The sequence below is a fragment of the Cyanobium sp. ATX 6A2 genome (assembly GCF_024346355.1).
In the GTDB taxonomy this organism is placed as follows: domain Bacteria; phylum Cyanobacteriota; class Cyanobacteriia; order PCC-6307; family Cyanobiaceae; genus NIES-981.
The window spans coordinates 175,528-200,378 of sequence record NZ_JAGQCU010000001.1 but is presented as its reverse complement, the minus strand read 5'-3'; the positions used below and the strand labels follow the sequence as shown (position 1 = coordinate 200,378).

General features: G+C 70.7%; 21 protein-coding genes and 1 tRNA gene. 8 read left to right on the top strand and 14 right to left on the bottom strand.

The annotated features are described in order from the left end of the window. Nucleotides 1-27 precede the first annotated feature (27 nt). The 5 genes from KBY96_RS00980 to KBY96_RS00960 all read right to left on the bottom strand — a co-directional run bounded on the left by KBY96_RS00980 (nt 28) and on the right by KBY96_RS00960 (nt 6,333). On the bottom strand, nt 28-717 hold the full coding sequence (locus KBY96_RS00980) for a GAP family protein (protein WP_254977339.1): 690 nt from the start codon (nt 715-717) through the stop codon (nt 28-30). Next, nucleotides 717-2,174, bottom strand: coding sequence for a cobyrinate a,c-diamide synthase (locus KBY96_RS00975; protein ID WP_254977338.1), 1,458 nt, complete (start codon nt 2,172-2,174; stop codon nt 717-719). The genes KBY96_RS00980 and KBY96_RS00975 overlap by 1 nt, the downstream gene beginning before the upstream one ends. A gap of 19 nt (nt 2,175-2,193) precedes the next feature. Then, nucleotides 2,194-3,492 (bottom strand): glucose-6-phosphate dehydrogenase assembly protein OpcA, encoded by a 1,299-nt coding sequence (locus tag KBY96_RS00970; protein ID WP_254977337.1) that lies wholly within the window; start codon nt 3,490-3,492, stop codon nt 2,194-2,196. Nucleotides 3,493-3,518: 26 nt separating this feature from the next. Further along, nucleotides 3,519-5,042, bottom strand: coding sequence for a glucose-6-phosphate dehydrogenase (zwf, locus tag KBY96_RS00965; RefSeq protein WP_254977336.1), 1,524 nt, complete (start codon nt 5,040-5,042; stop codon nt 3,519-3,521). Between the two features lie 115 nt (nt 5,043-5,157). Further along, entirely contained in the window at nt 5,158-6,333 is a 1,176-nt protein-coding gene (locus tag KBY96_RS00960) for an FAD-binding oxidoreductase (RefSeq protein WP_254977335.1), read from the bottom strand. Nucleotides 6,334-6,646: 313 nt separating this feature from the next. Between KBY96_RS00960 and KBY96_RS00955 the strand changes: the two genes are divergently transcribed. Next, nucleotides 6,647-7,117, top strand: a complete 471-nt coding sequence (locus KBY96_RS00955) for an SRPBCC family protein (protein ID WP_254977630.1) — start codon at nt 6,647-6,649, stop codon at nt 7,115-7,117. A 70-nt stretch (nt 7,118-7,187) separates the two neighbouring features. On the opposite strand, the gene KBY96_RS00950 is transcribed toward KBY96_RS00955, so the two are convergent. After that, nucleotides 7,188-7,260: transfer RNA gene (locus KBY96_RS00950), tRNA-Glu, on the bottom strand. A gap of 140 nt (nt 7,261-7,400) precedes the next feature. Then, nucleotides 7,401-8,546 (bottom strand): histidine kinase, encoded by a 1,146-nt coding sequence (locus KBY96_RS00945; RefSeq protein WP_254977334.1) that lies wholly within the window; start codon nt 8,544-8,546, stop codon nt 7,401-7,403. A gap of 158 nt (nt 8,547-8,704) precedes the next feature. Between KBY96_RS00945 and KBY96_RS00940 the strand changes: the two genes are divergently transcribed. Together KBY96_RS00940 and pepN are read left to right on the top strand one after the other, a co-directional pair. Continuing rightward, the gene (locus KBY96_RS00940) at nt 8,705-9,058 is read left to right on the top strand and encodes a cAMP phosphodiesterase (protein ID WP_254977629.1); all 354 of its coding nucleotides are present in this window, start codon (nt 8,705-8,707) and stop codon (nt 9,056-9,058) included. Further along, nucleotides 9,055-11,751, top strand: coding sequence for an aminopeptidase N (gene pepN / locus KBY96_RS00935; protein WP_254977333.1), 2,697 nt, complete (start codon nt 9,055-9,057; stop codon nt 11,749-11,751). The genes KBY96_RS00940 and pepN overlap by 4 nt, the downstream gene beginning before the upstream one ends. On the opposite strand, the gene KBY96_RS00930 is transcribed toward pepN, so the two are convergent. Further along, nucleotides 11,748-12,995 (bottom strand): family 10 glycosylhydrolase, encoded by a 1,248-nt coding sequence (locus KBY96_RS00930; RefSeq protein ID WP_254977332.1) that lies wholly within the window; start codon nt 12,993-12,995, stop codon nt 11,748-11,750. The two genes, pepN and KBY96_RS00930, sit on opposite strands and share 4 nt — an antisense overlap. An 8-nt stretch (nt 12,996-13,003) precedes the next feature. Further along, nucleotides 13,004-14,011 (bottom strand): ribose-phosphate pyrophosphokinase, encoded by a 1,008-nt coding sequence (locus KBY96_RS00925; RefSeq protein WP_254977331.1) that lies wholly within the window; start codon nt 14,009-14,011, stop codon nt 13,004-13,006. Nucleotides 14,012-14,079: 68 nt separating this feature from the next. Here KBY96_RS00925 and KBY96_RS00920 point away from each other — a divergent pair, with 68 nt between their 5' ends. After that, nucleotides 14,080-14,637 carry a hypothetical protein gene (locus KBY96_RS00920; protein ID WP_254977330.1) on the top strand — a complete coding sequence of 186 codons (558 nt, stop codon included), beginning with the start codon at nt 14,080-14,082 and terminating at the stop codon, nt 14,635-14,637. A 7-nt stretch (nt 14,638-14,644) separates the two neighbouring features. Here the strand turns inward: KBY96_RS00920 and KBY96_RS00915 are convergent, their stop codons facing one another. Then, nucleotides 14,645-15,631: an LCP family protein gene (locus KBY96_RS00915; protein ID WP_254977329.1), complete on the bottom strand. Its 987-nt coding sequence runs from the start codon at nt 15,629-15,631 to the stop codon at nt 14,645-14,647. A gap of 164 nt (nt 15,632-15,795) precedes the next feature. Between KBY96_RS00915 and KBY96_RS00910 the strand changes: the two genes are divergently transcribed. After that, nucleotides 15,796-16,992 carry a Coenzyme F420 hydrogenase/dehydrogenase, beta subunit C-terminal domain gene (locus tag KBY96_RS00910; protein ID WP_261357974.1) on the top strand — a complete coding sequence of 399 codons (1,197 nt, stop codon included), beginning with the start codon at nt 15,796-15,798 and terminating at the stop codon, nt 16,990-16,992. After that, the gene (gene malQ, locus KBY96_RS00905; protein ID WP_254977327.1) at nt 16,989-18,521 is read left to right on the top strand and encodes a 4-alpha-glucanotransferase; all 1,533 of its coding nucleotides are present in this window, start codon (nt 16,989-16,991) and stop codon (nt 18,519-18,521) included. The genes KBY96_RS00910 and malQ overlap by 4 nt, the downstream gene beginning before the upstream one ends. Here the strand turns inward: malQ and KBY96_RS00900 are convergent. After that, the gene (locus tag KBY96_RS00900; protein ID WP_254977326.1) at nt 18,482-19,192 is read right to left on the bottom strand and encodes a helix-turn-helix domain-containing protein; all 711 of its coding nucleotides are present in this window, start codon (nt 19,190-19,192) and stop codon (nt 18,482-18,484) included. The two genes, malQ and KBY96_RS00900, sit on opposite strands and share 40 nt — an antisense overlap. Next, complete coding sequence (locus KBY96_RS00895; protein WP_254977325.1) at nt 19,165-19,890, bottom strand: pseudouridine synthase; 726 nt, start codon at nt 19,888-19,890, stop codon at nt 19,165-19,167. Before KBY96_RS00895 ends, KBY96_RS00900 begins: the two co-directional genes overlap by 28 nt. Before the next feature lie 95 nt (nt 19,891-19,985). Between KBY96_RS00895 and KBY96_RS00890 the strand changes: the two genes are divergently transcribed. Then, the gene (locus KBY96_RS00890; RefSeq protein WP_254977324.1) at nt 19,986-21,065 is read left to right on the top strand and encodes an RpoD/SigA family RNA polymerase sigma factor; all 1,080 of its coding nucleotides are present in this window, start codon (nt 19,986-19,988) and stop codon (nt 21,063-21,065) included. Between the two features lie 36 nt (nt 21,066-21,101). Here KBY96_RS00890 and KBY96_RS00885 read toward each other — a convergent pair whose 3' ends face one another. Then, a complete protein-coding gene (locus KBY96_RS00885; RefSeq protein ID WP_396122226.1) occupies nt 21,102-21,530 on the bottom strand; it encodes a hypothetical protein in 429 nt (142 codons plus the stop codon). Nucleotides 21,531-21,612: 82 nt separating this feature from the next. Further along, nucleotides 21,613-23,313: an AarF/ABC1/UbiB kinase family protein gene (locus KBY96_RS00880; protein ID WP_254977323.1), complete on the bottom strand. Its 1,701-nt coding sequence runs from the start codon at nt 23,311-23,313 to the stop codon at nt 21,613-21,615. 172 nt (nt 23,314-23,485) lie between these two features. Between KBY96_RS00880 and KBY96_RS00875 the strand changes: the two genes are divergently transcribed. Further along, on the top strand, nt 23,486-24,850 hold the full coding sequence (locus KBY96_RS00875) for an aminotransferase class I/II-fold pyridoxal phosphate-dependent enzyme (RefSeq protein ID WP_261357972.1): 1,365 nt from the start codon (nt 23,486-23,488) through the stop codon (nt 24,848-24,850). The last annotated feature ends 1 nt before the right edge of the window (nt 24,851 follow it).

Sequence of the window (24,851 nt, the reverse complement as noted above, 5' to 3'; positions counted from 1 at the left end):
GCTCCCTGATTCCGTTCAGGATCCCGCTCAGGCTGCGAGGCCGCGCTGCAGGCCCTCGATCCCCTGCCAGCCCAGGTAGCCGGCCAGAGCCAGGCTCACCAGAGCCACCACCAGATCGCCCCGGCTGAACAGCCAGCGCTTGCCCGCCTCCAGCAGGGGCAGCACCCGGTCGCTGCCCGCCAGCGCGAGGGCGAGCAGGGGCAGTAGCAGCAGCAGGGCGCTCACCAGGCAGAACAGTGCTGCCCCCAGCACCTCCTGGGCCGTGCCCAGGCCCGCCTCCAGCAGGCCTCCGGCGGCCTTGGCAAAGAGGAACAGATTGTCGGGGCTGGCCACCTCCAGTGCCGCGCTCACCGTCAGCAGCAGGGGCAGGGGCAGGGCGCAGAACTGCTCCAGCCGCCCGGTCCAGCCGGGGTCGCCGCCGCCGCGGCGGCCCTCCAGCAGCTCCCGCAGACCCACGGCCAGCAGGGCGCCGGCCCCCAGCAGGTCGAGCCCGGTGCGGTGGCCGCTGCCCTTCTCCATCGTGAGCAGCAGGCCGTGGCCTACGCTCAGCAGCAGCAGCACCGCCAGGGCCGTGGTGAGCAGCCAGCCGGCCACAAACCAGCCCCCGCGGCGCAGGGGCTGGGGGCCGAGCAGGAGCAGCAGCACGAGGGCCAGGTGCAGGGGGGAGAAGCCCAGCGCCAGAGCGAAGGCCGCCAGGTCGCCGAGCAGGTGGGTCATCACCGCGCCGCTCCTCGCAAGGACCGCCCACGCTGATGGGCTGCCGCCGCCAGGCGCCGGGGAATCTGGGGACAGCCCGCCCAGTGCAGGTGCAGCCAGCTGGCATGCAGGTGTGCCGTGCCCCATCCCTCCGCCCGCGCGGGGATGCCCCAGCCCTCCAGTTGCCACAGCGCCTGCCCCTCCGGGGGGTGCGCGCTGCCCGTGAGCTCCTGCAGCTGCCAGCGGTGGAATTCATGGCCCAGCAGCTGCTCCTCCCGCCGCACCAGCAGCCCATCGGCGCTGGCCTGGGCCTGGCGGTAGCCGAGGCTGAGGGCTCCCCGCCGGGCCCGGAAGGGCAGCAGCCCGGCCATGGCATGGGGTTGGCCGAGGGGATCGCAGAGCTCCTGCCCCAGCAGCAGCAGGCCCCCGCACTCGGCCACGATCGGCACTCCGGCCGCGTGGGCGTGGCGCAGCTCGGCCAGGCTGCGCCGGGCGGCCGCCAGCTGGGCGGCATGCAGCTCGGGGAAGCCACCGGGAAGCAGCACGGCCGCGCTGCCGGGGGGCAGGGGGTCATCGGCCAGGGGACTCCAGGGGCGCAGCTCCACGCCCAGGGCTTCGAGCAGTTCGCTGGCCTCCGGGTAGCGGAAGTGGAAGGCGGCGTCGCTGGCCACCGCCAGGCTGGGCCGGGGCTCGCCGGTCGTGGGCCTGGGGGTGTGAGTGGAGCGGGGGCTGGCCGGCTGGCCCGCCAGCAGGGTCTGGATCGGTGCAAGATCTGCGGTGACTCCATGGCCTGCCGCCGGGGCTGGGGCCAGCAGGGGCCAGAGCCGCTCCAGATCCAGGTGGCGCTCGGCCAGTGCCGCCCAGCTGGCGCTGCGGGCTGAAAAGTCGGCTACTTCATGGGCCGGCAGCAGGCCCAGGTGGCGGCTCGGCAACTCCAGGGAGGGGCTGTGGGGCAGCACCCCCAGCAGTGGCACGGCGATCGCCGCCAGGGCCTCGGCCAGCAGGGCCCGGTGGCGCTCCGAGCCCACCCGGTTGAGCACCACCCCGGCCAGCTGCACCCGCGGCGGCCCGTGATCCCGGAAGCCGCGCACCAGGGCGGCGATCGATCCGGCCTGACGGGAGGCCTCCACCACCAGCACCACCGGCAGGTTCAGCAGCTCTGCCACCGCCGCGGAGCTGCCCTCGCTGCCGGCTCCGCGGCCATCGAACAGCCCCATCACCCCCTCCACCAAAGCCAGATCGGCCCTGCTGCCGTGCCAGTGGAAGCAGCGCCGCACCCAGGTCTCACCGCAGAGCAGGGGATCGAGGTTGCGGCAGGCCACCCCGCTCACCCGGCTGAGCAGTTGGGGATCGAGGTAGTCGGGTCCCACCTTGAACGGCTGCAGCCGCAGGCCGCGCCTGCTGGCCAGGGCCGCCAGCGACAGGCTGAGCAGGGTTTTGCCACTGCCACTGGCGGGCGCGGCGATCAGGCAGGCCATGGCTGCGGAGCGCCTGTGTTCAGGCCGGCAGCAGCCGGGCTGCGATCGACGCGGCGGAGGCCAGCAGCGGGTTGGTGCTGTCGTGGCCGCCCGCCAGCAGCCGGGCCAACTCCACCTCCTCGCTTTCGTTGGGCAGGGGCACCACGTCTTCGGCCAGCTCCATCGAGGCCATCCCGCCCGCCTCCAGGCGCATGCAGCCGCCCGATTCAGAGCAGAGAATCACGCACAGGGGTGGCCGGCCCTGGGGCGCGCAGATCAGCCGCAGGCCCACCAGGGCTCCGGGGTGGATCTTGGGACTGCCCACCGGTACCGGCATCAGACGCAGCTGCACAGCGGCGCCATCGGTGCGCTCGAAGGAGGCGCCGATGCCGTCGCCATCACCGTTGCCAGGGATGTCATACGACTCCACCAGGTGCCAGCCCAGTCGGTCGGCGATCCAGGCCGCCAGCAGCAGGCCCTTGAGCGGGTGATCACCCTCCACGTCGATGTCCAGCTGCACCACCTGCTCCAGGGCGGTGCGGCGCGAGGGGGGATCGAACACCATCGCCAGCGATTCCCGCCAGGTGCGCAGCCGCAGCCAGTTGAGGTCGTTCACGGCCTGGCCGGCCTTGATGCAGCGCACCAGCAGGTCGATACAGCGGCGGGGATGGCCCAGGGAGCTGTCCACCACCAGCCGCCGGGACGGCGGGGCCAGGGCCTCCAGCAGCTCGGGTGCCTCATCGAGGCTGCTGTTCCACCACACCCAGCAGGGCAGATCGTCCCTGATCAGGGGATGGATGAGCTCCAGCGACTGGTGCAGCGACCCGCGTCCGCCTCGCAGCACCACCACGTCACCGCAGGCGGTTCCGCCCGCTCCCTCATCCGGCAGGGGGCAGTAGGCGGCCACGAGGGTTTCCAGTGTCTGGCCCTCGTCGAGGGTGGGGGCCAGGGTGATCAGACGCCGGGGCTTGTGGGCGCTGATGGCGGCCGCCACGAACTGGCCGCGCAGGTCCTGGGCCTGGTGATGGCCAGGCTGCTGGCCCAGCTCCCAGGCCAGGCGCTGATCCATCACGGCCGTGCTCAGGGGCAGGCCCAGTTCCGGCACCGCCTGCTTGGCCGCCTTGATCAGCTCGGGCTCCAGCAGCCCGGTGAGCGGGCCGTCGGCCCGACCCGTGCGGATCAGGTGCTGCTGCAGCCAGGAGGCCTCGTACACCACCAACGTGAAGGTGGTGGCGCCATCGGAGCCCTGCAGACCCTCCCCCCAGAGGGTCTGCAGGTAATTGGGAACCTCGCTGGGCGGCAGCGCCGTGGGGGCCTGGAGGGTGAGCTGGGTGGACATGGCGGGAGGGGGCGGGGGTGCGGAGCTCAGGGACGACGCCACACCAGCCCGTCTTCGGCCAGCAGGTTGTCGGCGGCGGCCGGTCCCCAGGTGCGGGCCTCATAGGGCTGCACCGGCAATCGCCAGGGGGCGTCTTCGATCAGCTCCAACAGTGGCGTATAGAGACGCCAGGCGGCTTCCACCTCGTCGCTGCGGGTGAACAGGGTGGGATCGCCGAGCATGGCGTCGGCGAGCAGTCGCACATAGCCCTCATCGCTGGGTTCGCCGAAGCTCTCGTCGTAGCTGAACGCCATGTCCACCGGGCGGCTGCGCATGCCCGAGCCGGGGGCCTTCACCTCGAAGCGGATGTCGGCGCCCTCATCGGGCTGAATCCGCAGAATCAGCTGGTTGGGGGTGGGGGCGCCGCCGGCGGCATCGAACAGGTGCACCGGGGCTTCGCGGAAGGTGAGCACCACCTCGCTGAGGCGCTTGGGCAGGCGCTTGCCGGTGCGCACATAGAACGGCACCCCCTGCCAGCGCCAGTTGTCGATGAACAGCTTCATCGCCACATAGGTTTCGGTGGTGGTGTTGGGGTTCACGCCGGGCTCCTCGCGGTAGCCGGGAATCGGGCTGCGGGCGTTGCCGCCGGCGCCGTACTGGCCGCGCACGCAGCATTTCCAGGGCTCGCCCTGATGGGCCAGCCGGGCGGCCTGGAGCACCTTGGCCTTTTCGTTGCGGATCGCCTCGGCATCGAAGCGGCCGGGGGGCTCCATGGCCGTGAGTGCCAGGATCTGGGTGAGGTGGTTCTGCACCATGTCGCGCAGGGCACCGCTGCTCTCGTAGTACCCAGCCCGTTCCTCCACCCCCACCGTTTCCGCCGCGGTGATCTGCACGTTGGCGATGTAGTTGCGGTTCCAGATCGGCTCGAAGATGGTGTTGGCGAAGCGCAGCACCAGGATGTTCTGGACCGTTTCCTTGCCGAGGTAGTGGTCGATCCGGAAGATCTGCTTTTCCTTGGCGCTGGCCTGCACCACCTTGTTGAGCGCCTGGGCACTGGGGTAGTCGGTGCCGAACGGCTTCTCGATCACCACCCGGGTGCGGTCCGGATCGTCCAGCAGCCCGGCGGCCGCGAGGGCCCGGGTGCCGCTGCCGTAGAAAGCCGGTGACACCGACAGATAGAAGGTGCGGTTGCCGCGGGTGGCTCGCTGCCGGTCGATCTGCTCGAGCCGCTGGCCGAGGGCCAGGATCGAGGCCGGGTTGGAGAGGTCGGCGGGCTCATAGAAGAGCCCGGCGGCGAACCCCTCCCAGATGTGGCCGTGACCGGCGATCTCCTCCCCCAGGGCGTCTGCCATGCGGGAGCGGAACTCCTCATCGCTCCAGGGCCGGCGGGCGCAGCCGAGCACAGCGAATTCGCTGGGCAGGCGGCGCTGACGGTAGAGCTCGAACAGTGCCGGGATCAGCTTGCGCTGGGTGAGGTCACCGCTGGCGCCGAAGATCACGATGCACTGGGCGGGAATGATCCGCTCCTGCCGCAGGCCGACCCGCAGGGGGTTGGTGAGCACGGCACTCATGAACGGCTCTCCCGATCTCTTGATGCTTCAGGTCCAGGCTGGCTGCCGGGGGCGCCGGAGGACAAGCACAGCCCTCGGCTGTGAGCAAACGAGCACCGAAACGCCAGTGCCCGCCTCAATAGGTTTCCACGTGCCAGCGGCCGGCCTTCTTGAGGGCGGGGCGCAGCTCGCTCCAGTTGAGGCCCTTGGCGGCGGCGGCTGCAGACATGGCTTCGTCGATCCCGGGCTCCATGCCCTTGAGCCCGCACATGTACACGTGGGTGTTGGGATCTTCGATCAGGGCGAAGATCTCGTCGGCGTGCTCGAGCACCCGATCCTGGATGTACATGCGCCCGCCCTTGCTGTTCTGCTGCTCGCGGCTGATCGCCCTGGTGTAGCGGAAGTGGTCGGGGTACTCGCTCAGGTAGTGCTCGAAGTCGGCGTCGTAGAGGAGGTTGGGGGTTTTGGGCACGCCCATGAACAGCCAGGCCTTGCCGCGGAAGTGCCAGCCGTTCTTGTCGCGTTCGGCCGGCTCGAACATGCGCCGCAGGTAGGCGCGCATCGGGGCGATGCCGGTGCCGGTGGCCAGCATGATCACATTGGCTTCTTCGTCCTCGGGCAGCAGCATCTCCTTGCCCACAGGACCGGTGATCTTCACCTTGGCACCGGGCTCGATGTCGCAGAGGTAGCTGGAGCACACCCCTTTGATCGTCTCCCCGTCCTGTTCATATTCCAGTTGGCGTACGCACAGCGACACGGTGTGGGCGGCCATGTTGTCGCCATGGCGGGTGCTGGCGATGGAATAGAGCCGCAGCTTGTGGGGCTTGCCGTTGGCGTCGGTGCCCTCGGGGATGATGCCGATGCTCTGGCCCTCCACATAGCTGAGCTGGGGCTCGCCGCCGGCCAGGTCGAAGGTGATGTGATTCACCCGGCCAATCGCGCCCTCACCCACGAGGCTGTAGTTCTCGGTGACGGTGCCCAGGAAGGGGCTCTTCGGCTTGTAGGTGTTGACCGGAACGGCGGCGTGGGCGGGGGCTTTGGTCACGGCGGCTTGAGGTGGGGCGGCGGGGTTGGGCGCGCTGGCGGTGGGGGCAGTGGGGGAGGCACCGTTGCCCGAGGAGCCGTCGATGGCGAACACCCCGGTGATCACGCCGCCCTGGCGGGCAACCATCTGGACGGTGCTCTGCAACTGGCTGAAGGGCACGGTGAACACCCGCTCGGCCTGACGCTGCTGGCCGATGCCGAAGCCCTCCACCACCACGCTGAACATGCGGCTGTCGGACTGGTTGGCACGACCCGTTGAAACACGCATGGCGGCTGAGATTCCGGCACTGGTGGGCCGATCATAAGGATGCGCTCCGGTGGCGCCTCCTGGAACGGCGGCCGGGACCGGCAAACCGGAACAGCAGAACCCCACTGACCCAGCGCAGTGCGGCCATGGCTGCGGTCACCGCTGGCACGGAAGTTCGGGCAGATGCAGTTAGGTTGTGGCCCAGCACACACGGCTTGACCCGTTGGCGCCGCTCACGCTCTTGCAGCTCAGTCCCCAGACCACCAGCGCTGAGGGGTGGGCCACCACCCAGGCCGCTGAGCGCAGTTGCAGCCTCGACACCATTCAGCAGGAGATGGAGCGGCTGGAGCAGGGCACCCGCCGGCTGGCCGTACTCCTGCGCCTGGCTCCTGATCCGGAGCGGATCTGGTCGGTGCTCACCGATTACGGCAACCTCGATCGCTTCATCCCCAACCTGGTCAGCTCCCGTCAACTGTGGCGTCGGGGCAACCGCGTGGCTCTCGAGCAGGTGGGCAGTCAGCAGTTCTGTGGCCTGCGCTTCAGCGCCCGCGTGGAGCTTGAACTGGAGGAAGATCCAGACGCCGGTGAGCTGCGCTTTCAGATGCTCCGTGGCGATTTCAGGCGCTTTGAGGGCACCTGGCGCGTGGACCGCGATGAGATCAGCACCCGCCTGCTCTACGAGCTCACGGTTCAGGGCAAACCGGGCATGCCCATCGGCCTGATCGAGCAACGCCTGCAGCAGGATCTGGCTTCAAACCTGCGCGGGGTGCAGCAGGAAGCAAACCGCCGCATCGAGCAGGGCTGAACCAGGGCTAAGAGCTTTCAGTTCCCCCTGATCCTCGAATACCTCTCCATCTCGAATACCACTCCCTGAATACCCCCAAGGGGATTCGAACCCCTGTCGCCTCCGTGAAAGGGAGGTGTCCTAGGCCTCTAGACGATGGGGGCGAGGCCACGGCAACAGTTCCCGCCGTGCGGGTTCCACAGTAAGACCCCTGGACGAGGCCTGATGAGGAAAAACGGCACCGGATCTGGGATCTGGGCCGTTGCGCCGATGCATGGAAGCTACGGGCCGGGGTGTCCCTTCGTCAAGACGGGGCTGCCTGGCCGTTCCAGACCGGCACGGTGACGTGGAAGCAGGCCCCCTCGCCGGGCTCGGACACCACCCAGATGCGCCCACCGTGCACTTCGGCGATGCGGCGACACACCGACAGGCCCACCCCGTAGCCGGCGGTGCTGCCAGCGGTCTGGGGCAGGCGCACCCGGTCCTGGAAGATGCGCTCCTGCTCGGCCTCGGGAATGCCGGGACCGCTGTCGCACACGCTCACCTGCAGCCACTGGCTGGTGCGGTGCACCAGGGCGAGGCTCACCGTGCCGCCCTCGGCGGTGTACTTGAAGGCGTTCTCCAGCAGGTTGAGCAGCACCTGCCGCATGCGCCGGCCATCGGCGTGCACATCCGGCAGATCGGCCGGGATATCGGTGACCAGGCGCAGATCACGCCCCACCCAGAGCTTCTCCAGCTCCAGGATCGTCTCCGCCGCCACGGTGCCCAGGTTGAGACGCTGGGGGTTGAACAGGGCCTCCCAGCGGGTGCTGCCCACCTCCAGCAGGTCCTGCGACAGGGCCTCGATGTCGTTCAGCCGCCGGCGCAGCACGTCCTGGAAGCGGTGGACGTCGATCTGGCCCAGCTCATAGCTCTGCAACGCCAGCTTGGAGGCCGTGAGTGGGGTGCGCAGCTCATGGGCCACCATGCGCAACAGGCGCTCCTGCACCCCCAGCCGCTCAATCAGCGCCTCATTCTCCTGGCGCAGCACCAGCAGCTGGTCTTCCAGCTGCAGCTCGCGTCGACTGCGGCTGCCATCAGCCTCCGCCGGCTTGAGGTTGATGCCCAGGCTGGTCACCACCTGCTCCTGCTGCCAGCGCGGCAGCCAGCTGCGCAGCTGGCTGCTGATGGTGCTGCCGGCGAACACCTGCCGGGGCAACGGTGCCAGTTTCACCAGGGCCGGGGTGGCCACCAGGCGATGCAGCTCCAGCAGCTCCGGATGACGGGCGGGATCGCTGATCGTGAGCTGGGCCTTGAGGCCCAGGTCTTCGTCCCGAAGCAGTTGCTGCAGCTGGCGCAGATCGGCACTGGCCAGATGCTGGCGTCCTGCCAGCAGCAGCAGCTGCAGCTCCTGATGCTGCCCCTCGGAGGGAGCCGAGGCTGGGGGGGGGCTGGCGGCTGCAGGTTCCACCTCCTCAGCCTATGGAGGGCCGTCAGGGGGGCGGTCGTTCCCGCGCCATGCAGCAGCATGGAGTCAATTCCTCAGTGGCCACTGTGCGTCTGCGCCCTGTGCTTCTGCGCCCTCTGCTCCCGCGTCCCGCGCTTCTGGCGCCTTTGCTGTTGGCCGCTGTGCTCGCCCTGCCGCCCCGCCCCGCCCTGGCGGCGCCGGCCAGCGAGACGGAGATGGATCTTTACACCCGCCTTGCCGCCCTCAATCTGTGTATTGCCCGGTCCGCCGGGGTGGAGTTCGACCTGGCCGTGACGATCGCCGCTGAAACGATCAGCGTGTGGATCCAGGGCAGCCACGATGGTGCCATCGCCATGATCAAGGCGCCCCTGAGCCTGGATCAACTGCGCCAGGGTTCGCTCAATTCCGCCCTTCTGGGTGCCGCCGAGCTCTGCCCGGATCAGCTTCCCGAGGCGGTGCTTCGCGATGTGCAGAAGGCCGTCAAGGCCGCTTCCGAACCCCCTGCCCGTCCATGACCAGCGTGCGTCTCGCCGATTACCGTCCCGCCCCTCAGCTGCTGGATCGCACCGACCTCACGGTGCGCCTGCACGACGACCACGCCGAGGTGGAGGCGCGGCTGGCCTTTCGGCCCAATCCGGCCGCCGCGCCAGGGCCGCTGCTGCTGCAGGGGGTGGACCTGGAGCTGCTGGAGCTGCGCTGCGATGGCCAGCTCCTGGCAGCAGGCGCCTACCGGCTCGACGGCCAGCAGCTGGTGATCCCGGAGCCTCCCGCCCGCGCCTTCGTGCTCGAGAGCCGGGTGCGGATCCGCCCCCACGCCAACACCGCCCTGGAAGGCCTGTACGTGAGTGGCGGGCTGTTCACCACCCAGTGCGAGGCCGAGGGCTTCCGCCGCATCACCTTCCATCCCGACCGCCCCGACCTGCTCAGCCGCTTCCGGGTGCGCATCGAGGCCGACCGCCAGAGCTGCCCGGTGCTGCTCTCCAACGGCAACTGCGTGGAGACCGGCGAGCTGGCTTCTGCCCGCCACTACGCCATCTGGGACGACCCCTTCCCCAAGCCCTCCTATCTGTTCGCCCTGGTGGCGGGCCAGCTGGAGGAGGTGCGCGATCGCTTCACCACCGCCAGCGGCCGCATGGTGACCCTGCGCATCCATGTGGAGCCCGGGGATGGGGCCTACACCGACCATGCGATGGCCTCGCTGAAGCGGGCCATGGCCTGGGACGAGCAGCGCTACGGGCTGGAGTACGACCTCGATGAGTTCAACATCGTGGCGGTGCGCCATTTCAACATGGGCGCGATGGAGAACAAGAGCCTCAACATCTTCAACTCCAAGCTCGTTCTCGCTGATGCTGAAACGGCCACCGACGCTGAACTCGAGCGCATCGAGAGCGTGATCGCCCACGAGTATTTCCACAACTGGACCGGCAATCGCATCACCTGTCGTGACTGGTTCCAGCTCTCTCTCAAGGAGGGACTCACGGTGTTCCGCGATCAGAGCTTCAGCGCTGATCTGCATGGTTCCGCCCTCAACCGAATCGAGAATGTGGCCCTGCTGCGCAACACCCAGTTCCGCGAAGATGCCGGCCCCACTGCCCACCCGGTGCAGCCCGATGCCTATCAGGCGATCGACAATTTCTACACCACCACAATTTATGAAAAGGGGTCGGAGCTGATTCGCATGCTCCACACCCTGCTCGGGGAGGCCACCTTCCAACGCGGTATGGCGCTCTACGTGCAGCGCCACGACGGCAGTGCCGCCACCTGCGACGACTTCGTGCGGGCCATGGAGGATGCGGCCGAGGAGGCCTGGAGCGCCGGTGTGCCCCTGCCCCGCTTTGATGTCGCCCAGTTCCGGCGTTGGTACCACCAGGCCGGCACACCTCAGCTGGAGGTGCATCGCCACTGGGATGGCGACAGCGGACGGCTGGAGCTGCAGATCCGCCAGCACACGCCACCCACCCCGGGCCAGAGCGAGAAGCAGCCGCTGGTGATCCCCCTGGCCCTGGGCCTGCTGGATCAGGCTGGCCAGCCCTTGCCCCTGCAGCTGGACGGTGAAAGTGAAACGCAGGCTCTGGCGGCCTGCCGCAGCGGTGAGGACGGGCGTCTGACCCGCCTGCTGGTGGTGGATGGCCCCGAGCAGCGCCTCAACCTGGTGAATCTGCCCCGCCAGCACCACCCCCCAGCTCTCTCGGCACTGCGCCAGTTCTCGGCGCCGGTGAAGCTGGAGCTGGGCCGGCCCAGTTCCGAGCTGGTTCATCTGCTGGCCAACGACAGCGACGCCTTCGCCCGCTGGGACGCGGGCCAGGCGCTGCTGCGCGATGCCCTGCTGCACCGCGCCGAAGGCCAGCCCGACGCTGTGCTGGAGAGCGAGCTGATCGACGCGATCGGCCGCATCCTCGCCGACCCCGCCCTCTCCGAGGCCAGCCGCGCCGCCCTGATGGTGCTGCCCGGCATGCCCGAACTGGAGGACGCGGCGGCGGCGGCGGGCGGCGAGCCCGACCCGCCGGCCCTGTTCGCTGCCCGAATGGCCCTGCAGCAGCGCTTCGCAGAAGCTCTGGCCGATCCCCTCGGCGAGGCCCTCGAACGCTGCCGCCCGGAGTGGGGGTTGGCCTGGCCCGATGGCAGCGGCTCCCGCAGCCTCACCGCGGTGATCTGGCGCTGGCGCGTGGCCGCCTGCGATGGCGTGGTGATCACCGCCGCCCGCGACGCGGTGGACGGCCCTTCGATGACCCTGGCCCGGGCCGGCCTGCAGGCCCTGCAGTGCTACCAGATCCCCCAGCGCCAGGAGGCGATGGATGCTTTCTTTGGGCGCTGGCAGCAGCGGCCTGTGATCCTCGATGCCTGGTTTGCGCTGGAGGCCTCGGCCCCCTTCGCCGACGGCCTGGAGCGGGTGGCGCGGCTGCTGGAGCATCCCCGCTACGACCCCGCCGCCCCCAACTCGGTGCGGGCGGTGTTGGGGGGGCTGGCCGGCAATGCGCCGGTGTTCCACGCTGCCGACGGCAGTGGCTACCGCTTCCTGGCGGCCCAGATCGCCGCCCTCGATCGCCGCAACCCGATCACCGCCTCCCGCCTGGTCAAGGTGTTCAGCCGCTGGCAGAGCTACGGCCCTGTCCGCCAGGCCCGCCTGCGCGAGGCGCTCGAGCAGCTGGCGGCCGCCGACCTCTCCACCAACAGCCGCGAGGTGGTGGAGCAGTGCCTGGCCCCCTAGCGGCGGCCGGGGGCGGGGGTGCGCTGGAGGCTGCGGTGCAGTTCGGTGAAGCGGCGCTGGCGCAGGGCTGCCCCCTCCCGACCGGCGTGCTCACCCCACAGGCCCTCCCAATAGAAGTAGATCACGCCGTGGCCGCGATTCTTGGCCAGCCGCACCTTCTCCGCCAGGGTGGTCATGTCGGTGGTGCGGCCGCCGAAGCCGGCCAGGATGCCGATCTCCACCGGCATGCCCCACTCGCTCGCCTTCACCAGCGCCGGCTGGTTGAGATCGTTGGCGAAGCCCTGCACCGAGTAGGCATAGTTCTGCACAACCAGGTCGTCCACCAGGCTGCCCACGGTCCATAGTTCCCAGTCCTGCAGCCAGCGGTTGTAGGCGAACCGGAATGGCCCCGGGGAGAGGCTGATCCAGGTGGGGTGACCGGTGCCCTTGCCGCTCCTGCGGGCTTGTTCGTCCAGGTCCCGCAGGGCTGTGCGCAGGTCGCGCAGCAGTTCGGTGAGCTGCTGCCGGCGCCAGCGCATCCAGAAGCGGTCGTTGGGGTTGGCCGGTGGCTCCTGGCCGGTGGCCTGGCGGTAGAGCTGACGGGTGAACGGGTCGTAGCCCAGCTCCACCGGCCAGGCGAAGTGGTCGTCCAGCTGGATGCCGTCCACGCCGCAGCGCTGCACGATTTCGGTGATCAAGCCGATGAAGCGCTCCCGTACCTCCGGGTGGGCCGGGTTCAGCCACACCATGGTGGTGCCGTGCATCGGATAGGCGGTGCTGCCGTCCCGGCGCTGCAGCACCCACTCCGGTTTGCGCTTCACCACCTCGGCGGTGGCCGGTTCCATCAGGCCGTATTCGAACCACGGGACAACCTCCATGCCGCGGCGCTGGGCCGCGCGGGTCATGTGGCAGATCGGATCGAAATTGGGGTTGGCCTTCTCCAGGGCCGGCTCCATCGGCGCCCAGCGGCTGCGGTGGAAGGTGGTGCCCCGGCTCCATACATTGGGATAGAGGGTGGTGAAGCCCGCCGCCGCCAGCTCATTCACCGCCTGGTCGATCCGTGCCGGCTGGTAATAGAGCGGGCTGGGGCTGTTGGTGAGCCACACGCCGATGCGCGAGGCCGCCCTGGAGCGGGCCTGCTCGCGCGCGCCGCTGCGGCCCTGGGCCGCAGCCGGGGCCGCCGCCAGGGCCGGGCTGAAGCTCGTGGCCAGGGCCGCCACGCTGAGGGTCGCCGCCAGCAGGCGGCGGAACCTGGTGGGCGTCACGGCGGGTCTCAGCGGAACATCGAGCTCACGGAGCTCTCCTCGTGAATCCGCCAGATCGCCTCACCGAGCATGTTGGCCACCGACAGCACCCGCAGCTGGGGAAAGCGCCGATCGGCGGAAAGAGGGATGGAGTTGGTCACCACCACCTCCTCGAACAGCCCGGGCTCTGAGAGGCGCTCGGCCGCCGGTGGCGAGAACACGGCGTGGGTGGCGCAGCAGAGCACACGGGCTGCGCCGCTTCGGCGCAGCAGCCGGGCGCCCTGGCAGATGGTGCCGCCGGTATCGATCATGTCGTCGATCAGCACGGCTGTCTTGCCGGCCACATCGCCGATCACCGTGAGGCTCTCGGCCACGTTGTGGGCGGCGCGGCGCTTGTCGATGATCGCCAGTGGCGCGTCGCTCATCTGCTTGGCGAAGGCCCGGGCCCGGGCCACGCCGCCCACATCCGGCGACACCACCACCACCTCGCCGAGGTCCCGGGTCTTGAGGTAGTCCACCAGCACCGGCGAGCCGTAGATGTGGTCGCAGGGGATGTCGAAGTAGCCCTGGATCTGGGAGGAGTGCAGGTCCATGGCCAGTACCCGGTCTACGCCACTCTTGGTGAGCAGGTTGGCCACCAGCTTGGCGGCGATCGATTCCCGGCCGGCGGTCTTGCGGTCGGCCCGGGCGTAGCCGTAGTAGGGGATCACGGCGGTCACCTGGCGGGCCGAGGCCCGCTTGCAGGCGTCCACCATGATCAGCAGCTCCATCAGGTGGTCGTTCACCGGCACGCAGGTGGGCTGCACCAGAAACACGTCGCAGCCCCGGATCGACTCCTGGATCTGGATGTAGGTCTCGCCGTCGGCGAAGCGCTTGATCACCCGCGGACCGTCAGGCACGCCCAGGTAGCCACCGATCTCCCGGGCCAGCTCCTGGTTGGCGGTGCCGCTGAACAGGCGCAGTCGGCGGGTGTCCTGAGTTGACGCCGCCGCCTGGTTTGCCTGTGCCAGCCGGGAGGCTGTGAGGAAACTGGTCACGGCGGGCGCGAACGCGTCAGCGGAATCCTGATGGTAGAAGCGGCTCGGTGCGGCCTTTGCAAACATCCATGACGCCTTCCAGTCTCCCTGCGCCGCCGCGGCCCCCCGTCCTGGTGCTGCTCGCCTTCGGCACCCCCGCGAAGGTGGCGGCCCGCCTGCACAAGGCCGCCCCGGTGCTGGCGGAGGCCCTGGGCCTGGCCTTGGCGGCACCCCTGGCCCCTGGCGATCCCCAGGACTCCCTGGCCGGGTTGAGTGCGCTGGCCGCGGCAGCTGGTGGCTCGCTTCCCCAGCTGGCGCCCCTGCCCAGGGATCCGGGCCATGGGCTGCCTGGCGGGGGCCACTGGGCCGAGGCCCTGGGGGCCTGGCGTCAGCCGGCGTTGCTGCTGTTCAGCGCCAAGCAGCTCGACAGCGGCCTGCCCGCCGCCGCCGCCGCGCTGCTGGATCGCTGGCAGGTGCCCTGTGCCGGTCTGTTGCAGTGGGGTGGCCGCTGGCAGGCCGGGGCCCGTCGCCGCGATGCCCTGCCCTGGCTGGGAGGACTGGAGCTGGACGTCGACCTCGACCCTGCCGATCCGGCACTGCTGCGCCGGGCGCTGGCGCTGCGCTGGCAGCAATTGCAGGCTCGCTGACCCGCCCTCAGGGGGCCTTGGAACTGGCCTGCTTGCCGTCTCCGGCCTTGCCCTCCGGCCAGAACGGTTGGGGCAGCTGCGCCGCCCGTTCCCGCAGTCCGGTGGCCTTGGCCGCCTCGCCCTGGCGGGGAGCCGCCAGGGGCAGGGTGGTGATGCTCACGCTGGTGTCGGGCCGGAGGGCCGCCGCCAGCAGGCTGAGGATTTCACCCTGGCTGAGGTTGGTGTTCACCTGTCCTCGCAGCAGCCGCACCAGTTCCGGCAGGTTGGCGCCCATGCCCTGCAGGCGCAGCTCCTGGTGCAGGCTTTCCACCACCTGCTGGTGGCTTTCCAGGCGGCTCTCGAGGGGCTTGGCGGGGTCGCGCCAGCGGGCGAGATGTTCCATCTGCAGCGGGCTGAGGCGCTGCACACCGGCCTGCAGGTCGATCTCCAGCTCCTGGGTCTTGTCGCTGTAGCGCATGGTGCGCCGTGGGTTGACCTCCACCGAGCCCAATCCCTCCACCAGGGCGCGCAGGGCGCCGCGGCTGAGCACCACGAAGCGATCGGGTCGGCCCGCCGGCAGCCCTACCAGTTCGCGTACCGCGTCGGCCGTGAGCGCCGCACCGCCGCTGCGATACAGGCTCGCCAGCGACTGGGGCGCCGTCTCGCCAGGCAGCTGCACCGCCAGGCTGGTGGGCAGCGGCAGCACCTGCACGGGGCCGTCGGGGTTGACGCGGACCAGCAGCAGGGCATCGGCGTTGGCGGGCCCCGACGGCGCCGCTTTGTTGCTGGCGGCGTTGAGCTGGTCGGCATCGAGGCCGATCACCAGCACCGTGACCGCCCGGTTGGGAAGATTGGCCAGGTCGGAGATGCTCTCGGGGCCCCTGCCCGCGCCGCTGGGTTCGGGCTCGGGCCACAGCACCCCGAGCAGGGACGCTCCGGCCACCACCCCCACGCCGGCGAGCAGGCCCCCCCGCAGCAGCAGGCCCCACGGCCATTGCCGCCGTATACGGGGCAACTGCGTCCTCGTGCCGGAGCCTCGCCTGCTGTTCCAGATGGCGGGGAGGCGGGGACGCATTCAGTGAGGACAGCTAGGGCTGCGGCGGCGTCACACTCTGCCGCAGCCCTCTGCAGGGGCCCCGCCGCGCAGTGCAGCCGATAGGTTGTGCCGCAGTGACCCGCCTGCCCGTGCCGGCTCCCCACGAGAAGGCCAGGCCCCTGGCCAAGGGCAGTGTGTATCCCGCCAAGGACCTCTGCAGCCAGTGCGGCCTCTGCGACAGCCGCTGGGTGGCCTATGTGAAGACCAGCTGCGCCTTCCTGGAGCAGCGCTTCGAGGCGATGGAGAGCGGGGCCCACGGCCGCAGCCGGGATCTCGACAACGACGACGAGCTCTATTTCGGCGTGCACCAGCGCATGCTGATGGCGCGCCTGCGCCAGCCCATCGAAGGGGCCCAGTGGACCGGGATCGTGAGCCGCATCGGCGTCCGTGCCCTGGAGAGCGGCCTGGTGGATGCGGTGCTGTGCGTGGGCCAGAGCGACAGTGACCGCTTCACCCCGGTGCCCCGCCTGGCCCGCACCCCCGAGGAGGTGCTCAGCGCCCGGGTGAACAAACCCACCCTCTCCCCCAACCTCGAGGTGCTCGAGCAGCTGCCCGGCAGCGGCATCAAGCGCCTGCTGGCGATCGGCGTGGGCTGCCAGATCCAGGCCCTGCGAGCCGTGCAGGCCACCCTGCCCCTCGAGGAGCTCTATGTGCTGGGACTCCCCTGCGTGGACAACGTGAGCCGCAAGGGCCTGCAGACCTTTCTGGAGAGCACCGTGAGTTCGCCAGCCACGGTGGTGCACTACGAGTTCATGCAGGACTTCCGTGTCCACTTCCGCCACAGCGACGGCCGCACCGAAACCGTGCCCTTCTTCGGCCTGGACACGCCCAAGCTCAAGGACGTGTTCGCCCCCAGCTGCCTGAGCTGCTTCGACTACACCAACGCCGGCGCCGATCTGGTGGTGGGCTACATGGGCGCCACCTTCGGCCGCCAGTGGGTCACGGTGCGCAATCCCAGGGGCCAGCAGCTGCTGGATCTGGTGGAGCCTGAGCTGGAGACGGCACCGGTGACCTCCAGCGGCGATCGCCGCGCGGCGGTGCAGCAGGGCATCGAGGCCTATGACAAGGCCCTGAAGCTGCCCCTGTGGCTGGCCCGGCTGATCGGCCTGGTGGTGGAGCGCCTCGGCCCGAAGGGTCTGGAGTACGGCCGGTTCTCGATCGATTCCCACTTCACCCGCAACGCCCTCTGGGTGCGGCGCCACCATCCCGAGAAGGTCGAGGCCCACATCCCCGCCTTTGCCAGGACAATCGTGAGCCGCTACCGGCTGCCCGAAGCGTGAGCGGCCGCACCGGTGTGCTGCTGCATCCCACGGCCCTTCCCGGGCCCGGCGGCTGCGGCACGTTGGGCCGCCAGGCCCACGACTGGCTCTCGCTGCTGGGCCGTCACGGCATCGGCGTGTGGCAGCTGCTGCCCCTGGCGCCGCCGGACGGCACCGGTTCGCCCTACAGCTCCCCCAGCGGTTCGGCCCTCAACCCCTGGCTGCTGGACAGGGAGCGGCTGCTGGAGCAGGGGTTTCTGGATCCGGCCGGCGGCGATGGCGCCGCCGGGGAGGGGCCTGACGCCGAAGTCGGGGAGCGCCTCGATCCGGCCCTGCAGGACCGCCGTTCCCAGGCCCTCGGCCGGGCCCTGGCGCAGCACTGGCCCCGGCAGTCGCCCCAGCGCCAGCGGGCCCTGCGGCGCTGGTGCCGCCAGGAGCGGTTCTGGCTGCGCGACCACTGCCGCTACATGGTGCTGCGCCGCCAGCAGGACGGCCGGCCCTGGTGGCAATGGCCCGAGCCCCTGGCCCGGCGCTGGCCCGGGGCCCTGCGCCGCTTTGATCGCGAGCACCGCCAGGAGCTGCTGGCCGAAACGGTGCTGCAGTGGCTGCTGCAGCAGGAGTGGCAGGCCCTGCGCCGCCATGCCGAGCAGGAGGGGGTGAGCCTGTTCGGCGACCTGCCCTTCTACGTGGCCCACGACAGCGCCGATGTGTGGAGCCATCCCGGCCTGTTCTCCCTGGCGCCCCGTGCGGGGGGGCTGGAGGAGCAGAGCGGCGTGCCGCCCGACTACTTCTCGGCCACCGGTCAGCTCTGGGGCACGCCGGTGTATCGCTGGCGGCGCCACCTGCTCACGGGGTTCGGCTGGTGGCTGGGGAGGCTGCGGCGCCAGCTGGAGCTGTTCGACCTGCTGCGCCTCGACCACTTCCGGGCCCTGGAGGCCTACTGGAGCGTGCCCGGGGAGGCCGCCACGGCCCAGGACGGCCGCTGGCGCTCCGCCCCCGGACACCTGCTGCTGTCTGCCCTGTGGCTGCGGCTCGCCCTGAGCGGCGGCCTGCTGGGTGGCCGCTTGCCGCTGGTGGCCGAAGACCTGGGCGTGATCACCCCGGCGGTGGAGGCGCTGCGCGATCGCCACCGCCTGCCGGGCATGAAGATCCTCCAGTTCGCCTTCGACGGCAACCACGACAACCCCTACCTGCCGGCCAACATCCACGGTTCCGACTGGGTGGTGTACACCGGCACCCACGACAACGCCACGGCCGTGGGCTGGTGGCAGGGGCTCGATGGAGAGGTGCGTCAGCGGGTGGAGACCGTGCTGGGGGCCGGGGTGAACGCGCCGGGCTGGCAGCTCCTGGAGCTGGCGCTGAGCACGCCGGCGGAGCTGGTGGTGGTGCCCCTGCAGGACCTGCTGGAGCTGGGCGATGAGGCTCGCTTCAACACCCCCGGCACCCTCGGGGCCAACTGGACCTGGCGCCTCACGCGGCCCCTTGAGCAGCTCGACGGCCCGCTCAAGGGCTACGGCGAGCTGGCCTCCCGCCACAGCCGCAGCGCCTGACCCGCGGCGGCCTGCTCCAGGGGCCGCAGCTCCGGAAAGGCCCCCAGCAGTGCCTGCTCGGCGGTGGCCTGGGCGGGGCCTTCGGCGGAGCCGGAGCGGGGATCGCCGGGGCTGGTGGGCCGCGGCGGAATCGGCGTCACCGCCAGCAGGCCGGCCGCGGCCAGCCGCTGCTGCTGCAGGTTGAGCGCGTAGATCAGCCCCAGGGTGAGCAGCCCGTAGAGCACGGTGCCCTGCCAGGTGGTGAACACATCGATCGAGCCGGGGGTGAAGCGCTGCAGCAGGCCGCCGCCGGAGCGGCCCCGCAGGCTGTTGGTTGTGCCCTGGGGCAGAACTGCCTCGAGACTGCCCGGCTCCAGCTCCAGGTGCCGCTCGATCAGCGGCAGCATCGTGCGCAGGTAGGTGGGCTCGGGCAGCCGGTCGCGCCAGCCGCGCTCCAGCGCCTCCAGCACGGGGGTGCTGATGCGGGTTTCGTCGGCCAGCTGGCGCAGGCTCAGCTGGCGCTGCAGGCGCTGCTGGCGCAGCCGCTGGCCCGCCGCCAGCAGCGGATCCACCGGCGTGGCTGCCGGCGAGCTGCCGCCAGCAGCCACGGAGCGCCGCGGCCAGAGCCGGCCGAGACCGGCGCGCAGGGTGGCGGGAAAGCGGCTCAGGGATCGCAGGCCAGGGCGCGCCATTCTCGGCGATCGAGGTGGCGCCACTGGCCCTCCTCCAGAGTCCCCAGCTCAACCGGCCCGATCGCCAGACGTTGCAGATCCAGCACCGGATGGCCGAGCAGAGCTGCGGTGCGGCGGATCTGGCGGTTGCGGCCCTCGCCCATCACCAGCTCCAGCTGGCAGCGATCGTCCTGTTGCCGCCGTCGCCCCACCAGCACCGGCTGGCTGGGGCCCTCCTCCAGGGGCACCCCGGCCGCCCAGCGTTCCAGGGTGGAGGGCGCAGGCGCCCCCGCCACCCACACCCGGTAGGTCTTGCGGTGGCCAAAGCGGGGGTGGGTGAGGCGCAGGGTGAGATCGCCCTGGTTGGTGAGCAGCAGGGCGCCGCGGCTGTCGCCGTCGAGGCGGCCCACCGGATGCAGCCCCTGACCACGGCGCAGTTCCGGGGGCAGCAGGTCGAGCACGGTGGCGCGGCCCTGGGGGTCCCTGCAGCTGCAGAGCACGCCGGCGGGCTTGTTGAGCAGCAGCAGCAGGGGGTGGGCCGCCGGGCGCAGGGGGCGGCCGTCCACCGTGATCGCGTCGCTGGCCGGATCGGCCCGATCCCCGAGGCCGGCGGTACGGCCGTTGACGCACACGCGTCCCTGGCTGAGGAGGGTTTCGGCGCTGCGGCGGGAGCAGAGCCCGGCGGCGGCGATCAGCTTCTGGAGCCGTTCGGCTGGCATCCCCCCATCCTTGCCAGGGCCAGGGCGACAGGGGCCAGGACGGGCCAGGGGTGATAGGTTTACGAAACAAGAACGTTTCGTAAACCACGAACGCCATGGCCCCTCGCCCCGCCGCCGCCGCACCCGCCGCTGCCCCTGCGATGGCGCCTGCCGCTGCTGCCTCCCGCGTTGCCACCACCGGCCCCCGGGTTGCCTTCGGGGAAGCCAACCAGCTCGGCGGCGGCGACCTGGTGCGCAGCTACCTGCGCGACATCGGCCGGGTGCCGCTGCTGTCCCATGAGCAGGAGATCACCCTGGGCCGTCAGGTGCAGGAGCTGATGGGGCTGGAGGAGATCGAGCAGGAACTGACGATGCGTGCCGGTGGCAGTGCCCCGAGCGCCAGTGAGCTGGCGGCGGCGGCGGGGATGAGCCCGCAGCTGCTGAAGAAGCGTCTGCAGGCGGGTCGTCGGGCGAAGGAGCGGATGGTGGCGGCGAACCTGCGTCTGGTGGTGAGCGTGGCGAAGAAATACACCAAGCGGAACATGGAACTGCTGGATCTGATCCAGGAGGGAACGATCGGGCTGGTGCGGGGTGTGGAGAAGTTCGACCCCACCCGCGGCTACAAGTTCAGTACGTATGCGTACTGGTGGATCCGGCAGGGGATCACGCGGGCGATTGCGGAGAAGAGCCGCACGATCCGGCTGCCGATCCACATCACGGAAACGCTGAACAAGCTGAAGAAGGGTCAGCGGGAGCTGAGCCAGACGCTGGGGCGGACGCCGACGGTGACGGAACTGGCGGAGTTCGTGGAGCTGCCTGAGGAGGAGGTGAAGGACCTGCTGTGCCGTGCGCGGCAGCCGGTGAGCCTGGAGACGAAGGTGGGCGACGGGGAGGACACGGAGCTGCTGGAGCTGCTGGCTGGGGATGAGGAGCTGCCGGAGGAGCGGGTGGATGGGGAGTGCCTGAAGGGCGACCTGCGGGCGCTGCTGGAACAGCTGCCGGACCTGCAGGGCCGGGTGCTGAAGATGCGCTACGGCATCGCCACCGAGGGGGAAGGGTTGCGCGAACCGATGAGCTTGAGCTCGATCGCCAAGACCCTGGGCATGAGCCGGGACAAGACCCGCAACCTCGAGCGCAAGGCCCTGGAGGGCATCCGCTCCCAGTCCTGCCGCCTCGAGGGCTACCTGGCTGCGTAGAGCGCTGCGTAGAGCGAGCTGGGTGGGAGCAGCGGCCTAGAAGAACTGGTCGAAGTTGTCGAAGTCCACGGCGCTGAAGGTGCCGTTCTCCACCTGGGTCATCAGCCGCTCCAGCTGCACCCAGAGGGCGCCGGCGGTGGCCACCGAGAGCACGAATGACACCAGCAGCGCCACCCCGGCCGAGAAGCCGAACACCTGCAGGCTGCCGCCGATGAACAGGGTGACGCCGATCACCACGCCGGAGTAGGGCAGGAGGATGGTGCCGCTGGCCAGGGGCAGCAGGGCCAGCCGGTCCTGTTTCCAGCCCTCCAGCTTGTTCTGCACCAGCCGGGCGAAGGTGAGGCCGCAGAGCACGCTCATGGCCAGGCCGATGCCCGCCAGCAGGTAAGGCGGCTGCATGAACGTGGCCACCGCGAGGTAATAAAGCTGGGCATCGAGATCGCCGCCCAGGTCGCCCGTGGCCATGCCCGTGCCAACGCTGGAGCTGAGCAGGAGGAGGAAGTGGTTCACAGGGCAATTGCGGGCAGGGGGCGACCCTAGTGGCGCCTCAGGCTCCTGAAGACAGGGGGTTGAACCGGGCCAGCATGCCGCCGGCAAGCTTGGCCGGCGTGAACGTGCGCCGCAGCAGGCCGGCCAGGGCCCGCAGATCCTCCGTGTGCAGGTGGTTGTCCTGCACCAGGGTGAGCAGCAGCCGCTGGCGCAGGCTGCTGCCCTCGGGACCCAGCAGCAGCTTCAGGCCTGAGCCCACCACCGGCAGCAGGTCGGGGGTCGATCCCGCCTCCTCCACCACCGAAAGCAGGTTGTCGAGCCGCTGCACCCGCAGGCGGCCGTCGCCGTCGAACAGCACGTCGAGCAGCTTCTCGCGCATCTCGGCGGTGTCCCCCGCCAGCAGCCGCCGGGCCACGTAGGGATAGGCCACGCGGATGATCTTGAAGTCGGGGTCGAGGCGCAGCGCCAGGCCCTCCTGGCTCACCACCGCCCGGATGATCAGGGCAAAGCGCGCCGGCACCCGGAACGGGTAGTCGAACATCAGCTCTGAGAAGCGGTCGGTGACCGACTTGAAGTTGAAGCTGCCCACGTTCTCCCCCAGTGCCCCCCCCAGCACCTCCTCGAGGGCGGGGATGATCGGTTCGCGATCGGTGTCCGGGGTGAGGAAGCCCAGGGCCACGAAATCCTCAGCCAGGGCGCGGAAGTCGCGGTTGATCAGATGCACCACCGCCCCGGTGAGGGTGAGTCGGTCGGCATCGGTGATCGAGTCCATCATTCCGAAGTCCACGTAGGCCACGTGGCCCAGGCCGCCGCTGCGGCCCGGCAGGGCGAACAGGTTGCCGGGATGGGGATCGGCGTGGAAGTAGCCGAACTCGAGCAGCTGGCGCAGCCCGGCAATCACGCAGGTGCGGATCAGGGCGGAGGGGTCGAGACCCTGGGCCTCGAGGGTCCGGCGCTCCTGCAGCTTGGTGCCATGGATCCAGCTGGTGGTGAGCACACGCCGGGAGCTCAGCATGCGCTCCACCCGGGGCACGGTGACCTCCGGGTGGTGTTCGAACAGGGCGGCGAAGCGCTCGGCGTTGTCGGCCTCGCAGCGGTAGTCGATCTCCTCGAACAGGGAGCGGCCGAACTCGTCGATGATGGCGCTCAATCCCACGCCCAGCTTGAGGGGCAGCACCGGGGCCACCACCACGGCCAGGGCACGGATCAGCACCAGATCGCGGCGCAGGATCCGCTCCAGCCCGGGCCGCTGCACCTTCACCGCCACCCAGCGACCGTCGCTCAGCCGGGCGCGATACACCTGGCCCAGGCTGGCCGCCGCCATCGGGTAGTCGGGAAACTCCTCGAACAGCCGGTCGGCCGGCGCCCCCAGCTCCGCCTCGATCGTGGCCAGGGCCACGTCCTGGGGGAAGGGCGGCAGGTTGTCCTGCAGCTGGGTGAGCTCCTCCAGCCAGTCGCGCCGCACCAGATCCGGGCGGGTGGAGAGGGCCTGCCCCACCTTGATGAAGCAGGGGCCCAGGTGGGTGAGGGTGGTCAGGATGCGCTGGCCCAGACGCCGCTGCACGCCGGCGTCGCGGCTTTTGCCCTGTACGAGCAGCACCACCGTGAGGCTCCCCAGCTGCCAGAGCACGCTGCTCAGACGGCTGATCAGGATCCAGGGACGGCGCAGCAGCCAGCGGCGGTCGGCCCGGGGGTTGTAGACGCTGGGGGAGCAGCCGGCGCTGCCGATGGCGGCACCGGCAATCGCTGGGCTCGCCATCGCTGGGCTGGCGGAGACGGCTCTGGTGGCGGCGGCGGTCAAGGGCGATGCCGGCCAGGGGCGTCGGCGGGGGGAGAGATCCAGACTCTAGAAACCGCGGACCGGTGTGTTGATCCGTTCCATCAGGGGCGCCCTGACCCCGGCGCCCAACCGCTCGCAGCTGGTGTCTGCCCTGACGCCACGGTTGTTCGTCCCCGCCTGGGGCCGTTCTCTGGCCCTGCACCTGCCCGCCCATGGCCGGGGCCGGGGCCTGGCTCCGGAGCTGGCGGCGCTCCTGCGTCAGCCCCCCGGCAGCTGGGACCTGCCGGAACTGCCGGGCTTCGGCGGCCCCCTCGAGCCGGATGGCGCCGTGGCCCAGGCCCAGGCCGCCTGCGCTGCCCTGTTGGGGGCCGAGCACTGCTGGTTTGGTGTCAACGGCGCCAGTGGCCTGCTGCAGGCCGCCCTGCTGGCCCTGGCCCCTCCCGGCAGTCGCGTGCTGCTGCCCCGCAACCTGCACCGCTCGCTGCTGCACGGCTGTGTGCTGGGGCAGCTGCGGCCGGTGCTGTTCAACCTGCCCTTCGACGGGGCCAGTGGCCTCTGGCAGCCGCCGGACGCCGCCTGGCTGGAGCGGGTGCTGGCGGCGGCCCTGGCCGGCGGGCCCCTGGCGGCGGTGGTGCTGGTGTCCCCCAGTTACCAGGGCATGGCCGTTGATCTCAGCCCACTGGTGGCGGTGGTCCATGGCGCCGGCTTGCCACTGCTGGTGGATCAGGCCCATGGCCGCGGCGAGGCCCTGGCGGCCGGCGCCGACCTGGTGGTGCTCTCCTGCCAGAAGGCCGGCGCCGGGCTGGCCCAGAGCGCCGCCCTGCTGGGCCAGGGGCCGCGGCTCGATGGCGCGGCGATCGCCCGCAGCCTGCTGTGGTTGCAGACCTCCAGCCCCAGCGCCCTGCTGCTCGCCTCCTCCGAGGTCGCCCTGCGCCATGGCAGCAGCGAGGCCGGCCACCGCCGTCGCCGCCGCGCCGAGGCGGTGGCGGCCAGGCTGCGCCGCCGTTGCGCTGCGCTGGGTTTGCCGCTGCTGGCCAACCACGACCCCCTGCGCCTGGTGCTGCACACCGCCGCCGCCGGCATCAACGGCCTGGAGGCCGACACCTGGCTGCTGGCGCGGGGGGTGATCGCCGAGCTGCCCGAACCTGGAACGCTCACCTTCTGCCTGGGAGAGCTGCCGCCCCCTGGTGTGGCGCGCCGCCTGCCGCGGGCCCTGGCGGCCCTGGTTCAGGCCCTCGGCGGTGATCCCCTGCCGCCCTTCAGCGCTCCGCCTCTGCCGCTGGTGGCCGAGCCGGAGCTGGCGCTGGGGCGGGCCTGGCGGGCGCCGTCGCGGTCGCTGCCGCTGGATCAGGCCGCCGGGCAGCTGGCCGCCGAGCCCCTCTGTCCCTATCCCCCCGGCATCCCCCTGGTGGTGCCCGGCGAGCGCATCGACGCCGCCCGGGCGGCCTGGCTGGCCGGGCAGGCCCGCCTTTGGCCAGGCCAGATCGCTGATACGGTGAAGGTTGTGGCCAGTTAGG

Excerpts from the sequence above, each read along its gene's own strand:
- KBY96_RS00980 (WP_254977339.1), bottom strand. The coding sequence starts at position 717 with ATGACCCACCTGCTCGGCGACCTGGCGGCCTTCGCTCTGGCGCTGGGC.
- KBY96_RS00975 (WP_254977338.1), bottom strand. The coding sequence starts at position 2,174 with ATGGCCTGCCTGATCGCCGCGCCCGCCAGTGGCAGTGGCAAAACCCTG.
- KBY96_RS00970 (WP_254977337.1), bottom strand. The coding sequence starts at position 3,492 with ATGTCCACCCAGCTCACCCTCCAGGCCCCCACGGCGCTGCCGCCCAGC.
- zwf (WP_254977336.1), bottom strand. The coding sequence starts at position 5,042 with ATGAGTGCCGTGCTCACCAACCCCCTGCGGGTCGGCCTGCGGCAGGAG.
- KBY96_RS00960 (WP_254977335.1), bottom strand. The coding sequence starts at position 6,333 with ATGCGTGTTTCAACGGGTCGTGCCAACCAGTCCGACAGCCGCATGTTC.
- KBY96_RS00955 (WP_254977630.1), top strand. The coding sequence starts at position 6,647 with ATGGAGCGGCTGGAGCAGGGCACCCGCCGGCTGGCCGTACTCCTGCGC.
- pepN (WP_254977333.1), top strand. The coding sequence starts at position 9,055 with ATGACCAGCGTGCGTCTCGCCGATTACCGTCCCGCCCCTCAGCTGCTG.
- KBY96_RS00920 (WP_254977330.1), top strand. The coding sequence starts at position 14,080 with ATGACGCCTTCCAGTCTCCCTGCGCCGCCGCGGCCCCCCGTCCTGGTG.
- KBY96_RS00900 (WP_254977326.1), bottom strand. The coding sequence starts at position 19,192 with ATGGCGCGCCCTGGCCTGCGATCCCTGAGCCGCTTTCCCGCCACCCTG.
- KBY96_RS00895 (WP_254977325.1), bottom strand. The coding sequence starts at position 19,890 with ATGCCAGCCGAACGGCTCCAGAAGCTGATCGCCGCCGCCGGGCTCTGC.
- KBY96_RS00890 (WP_254977324.1), top strand. The coding sequence starts at position 19,986 with ATGGCCCCTCGCCCCGCCGCCGCCGCACCCGCCGCTGCCCCTGCGATG.
- KBY96_RS00885 (WP_396122226.1), bottom strand. The coding sequence starts at position 21,530 with ATGGCCACGGGCGACCTGGGCGGCGATCTCGATGCCCAGCTTTATTAC.
- KBY96_RS00880 (WP_254977323.1), bottom strand. The coding sequence starts at position 23,313 with ATGGCGAGCCCAGCGATTGCCGGTGCCGCCATCGGCAGCGCCGGCTGC.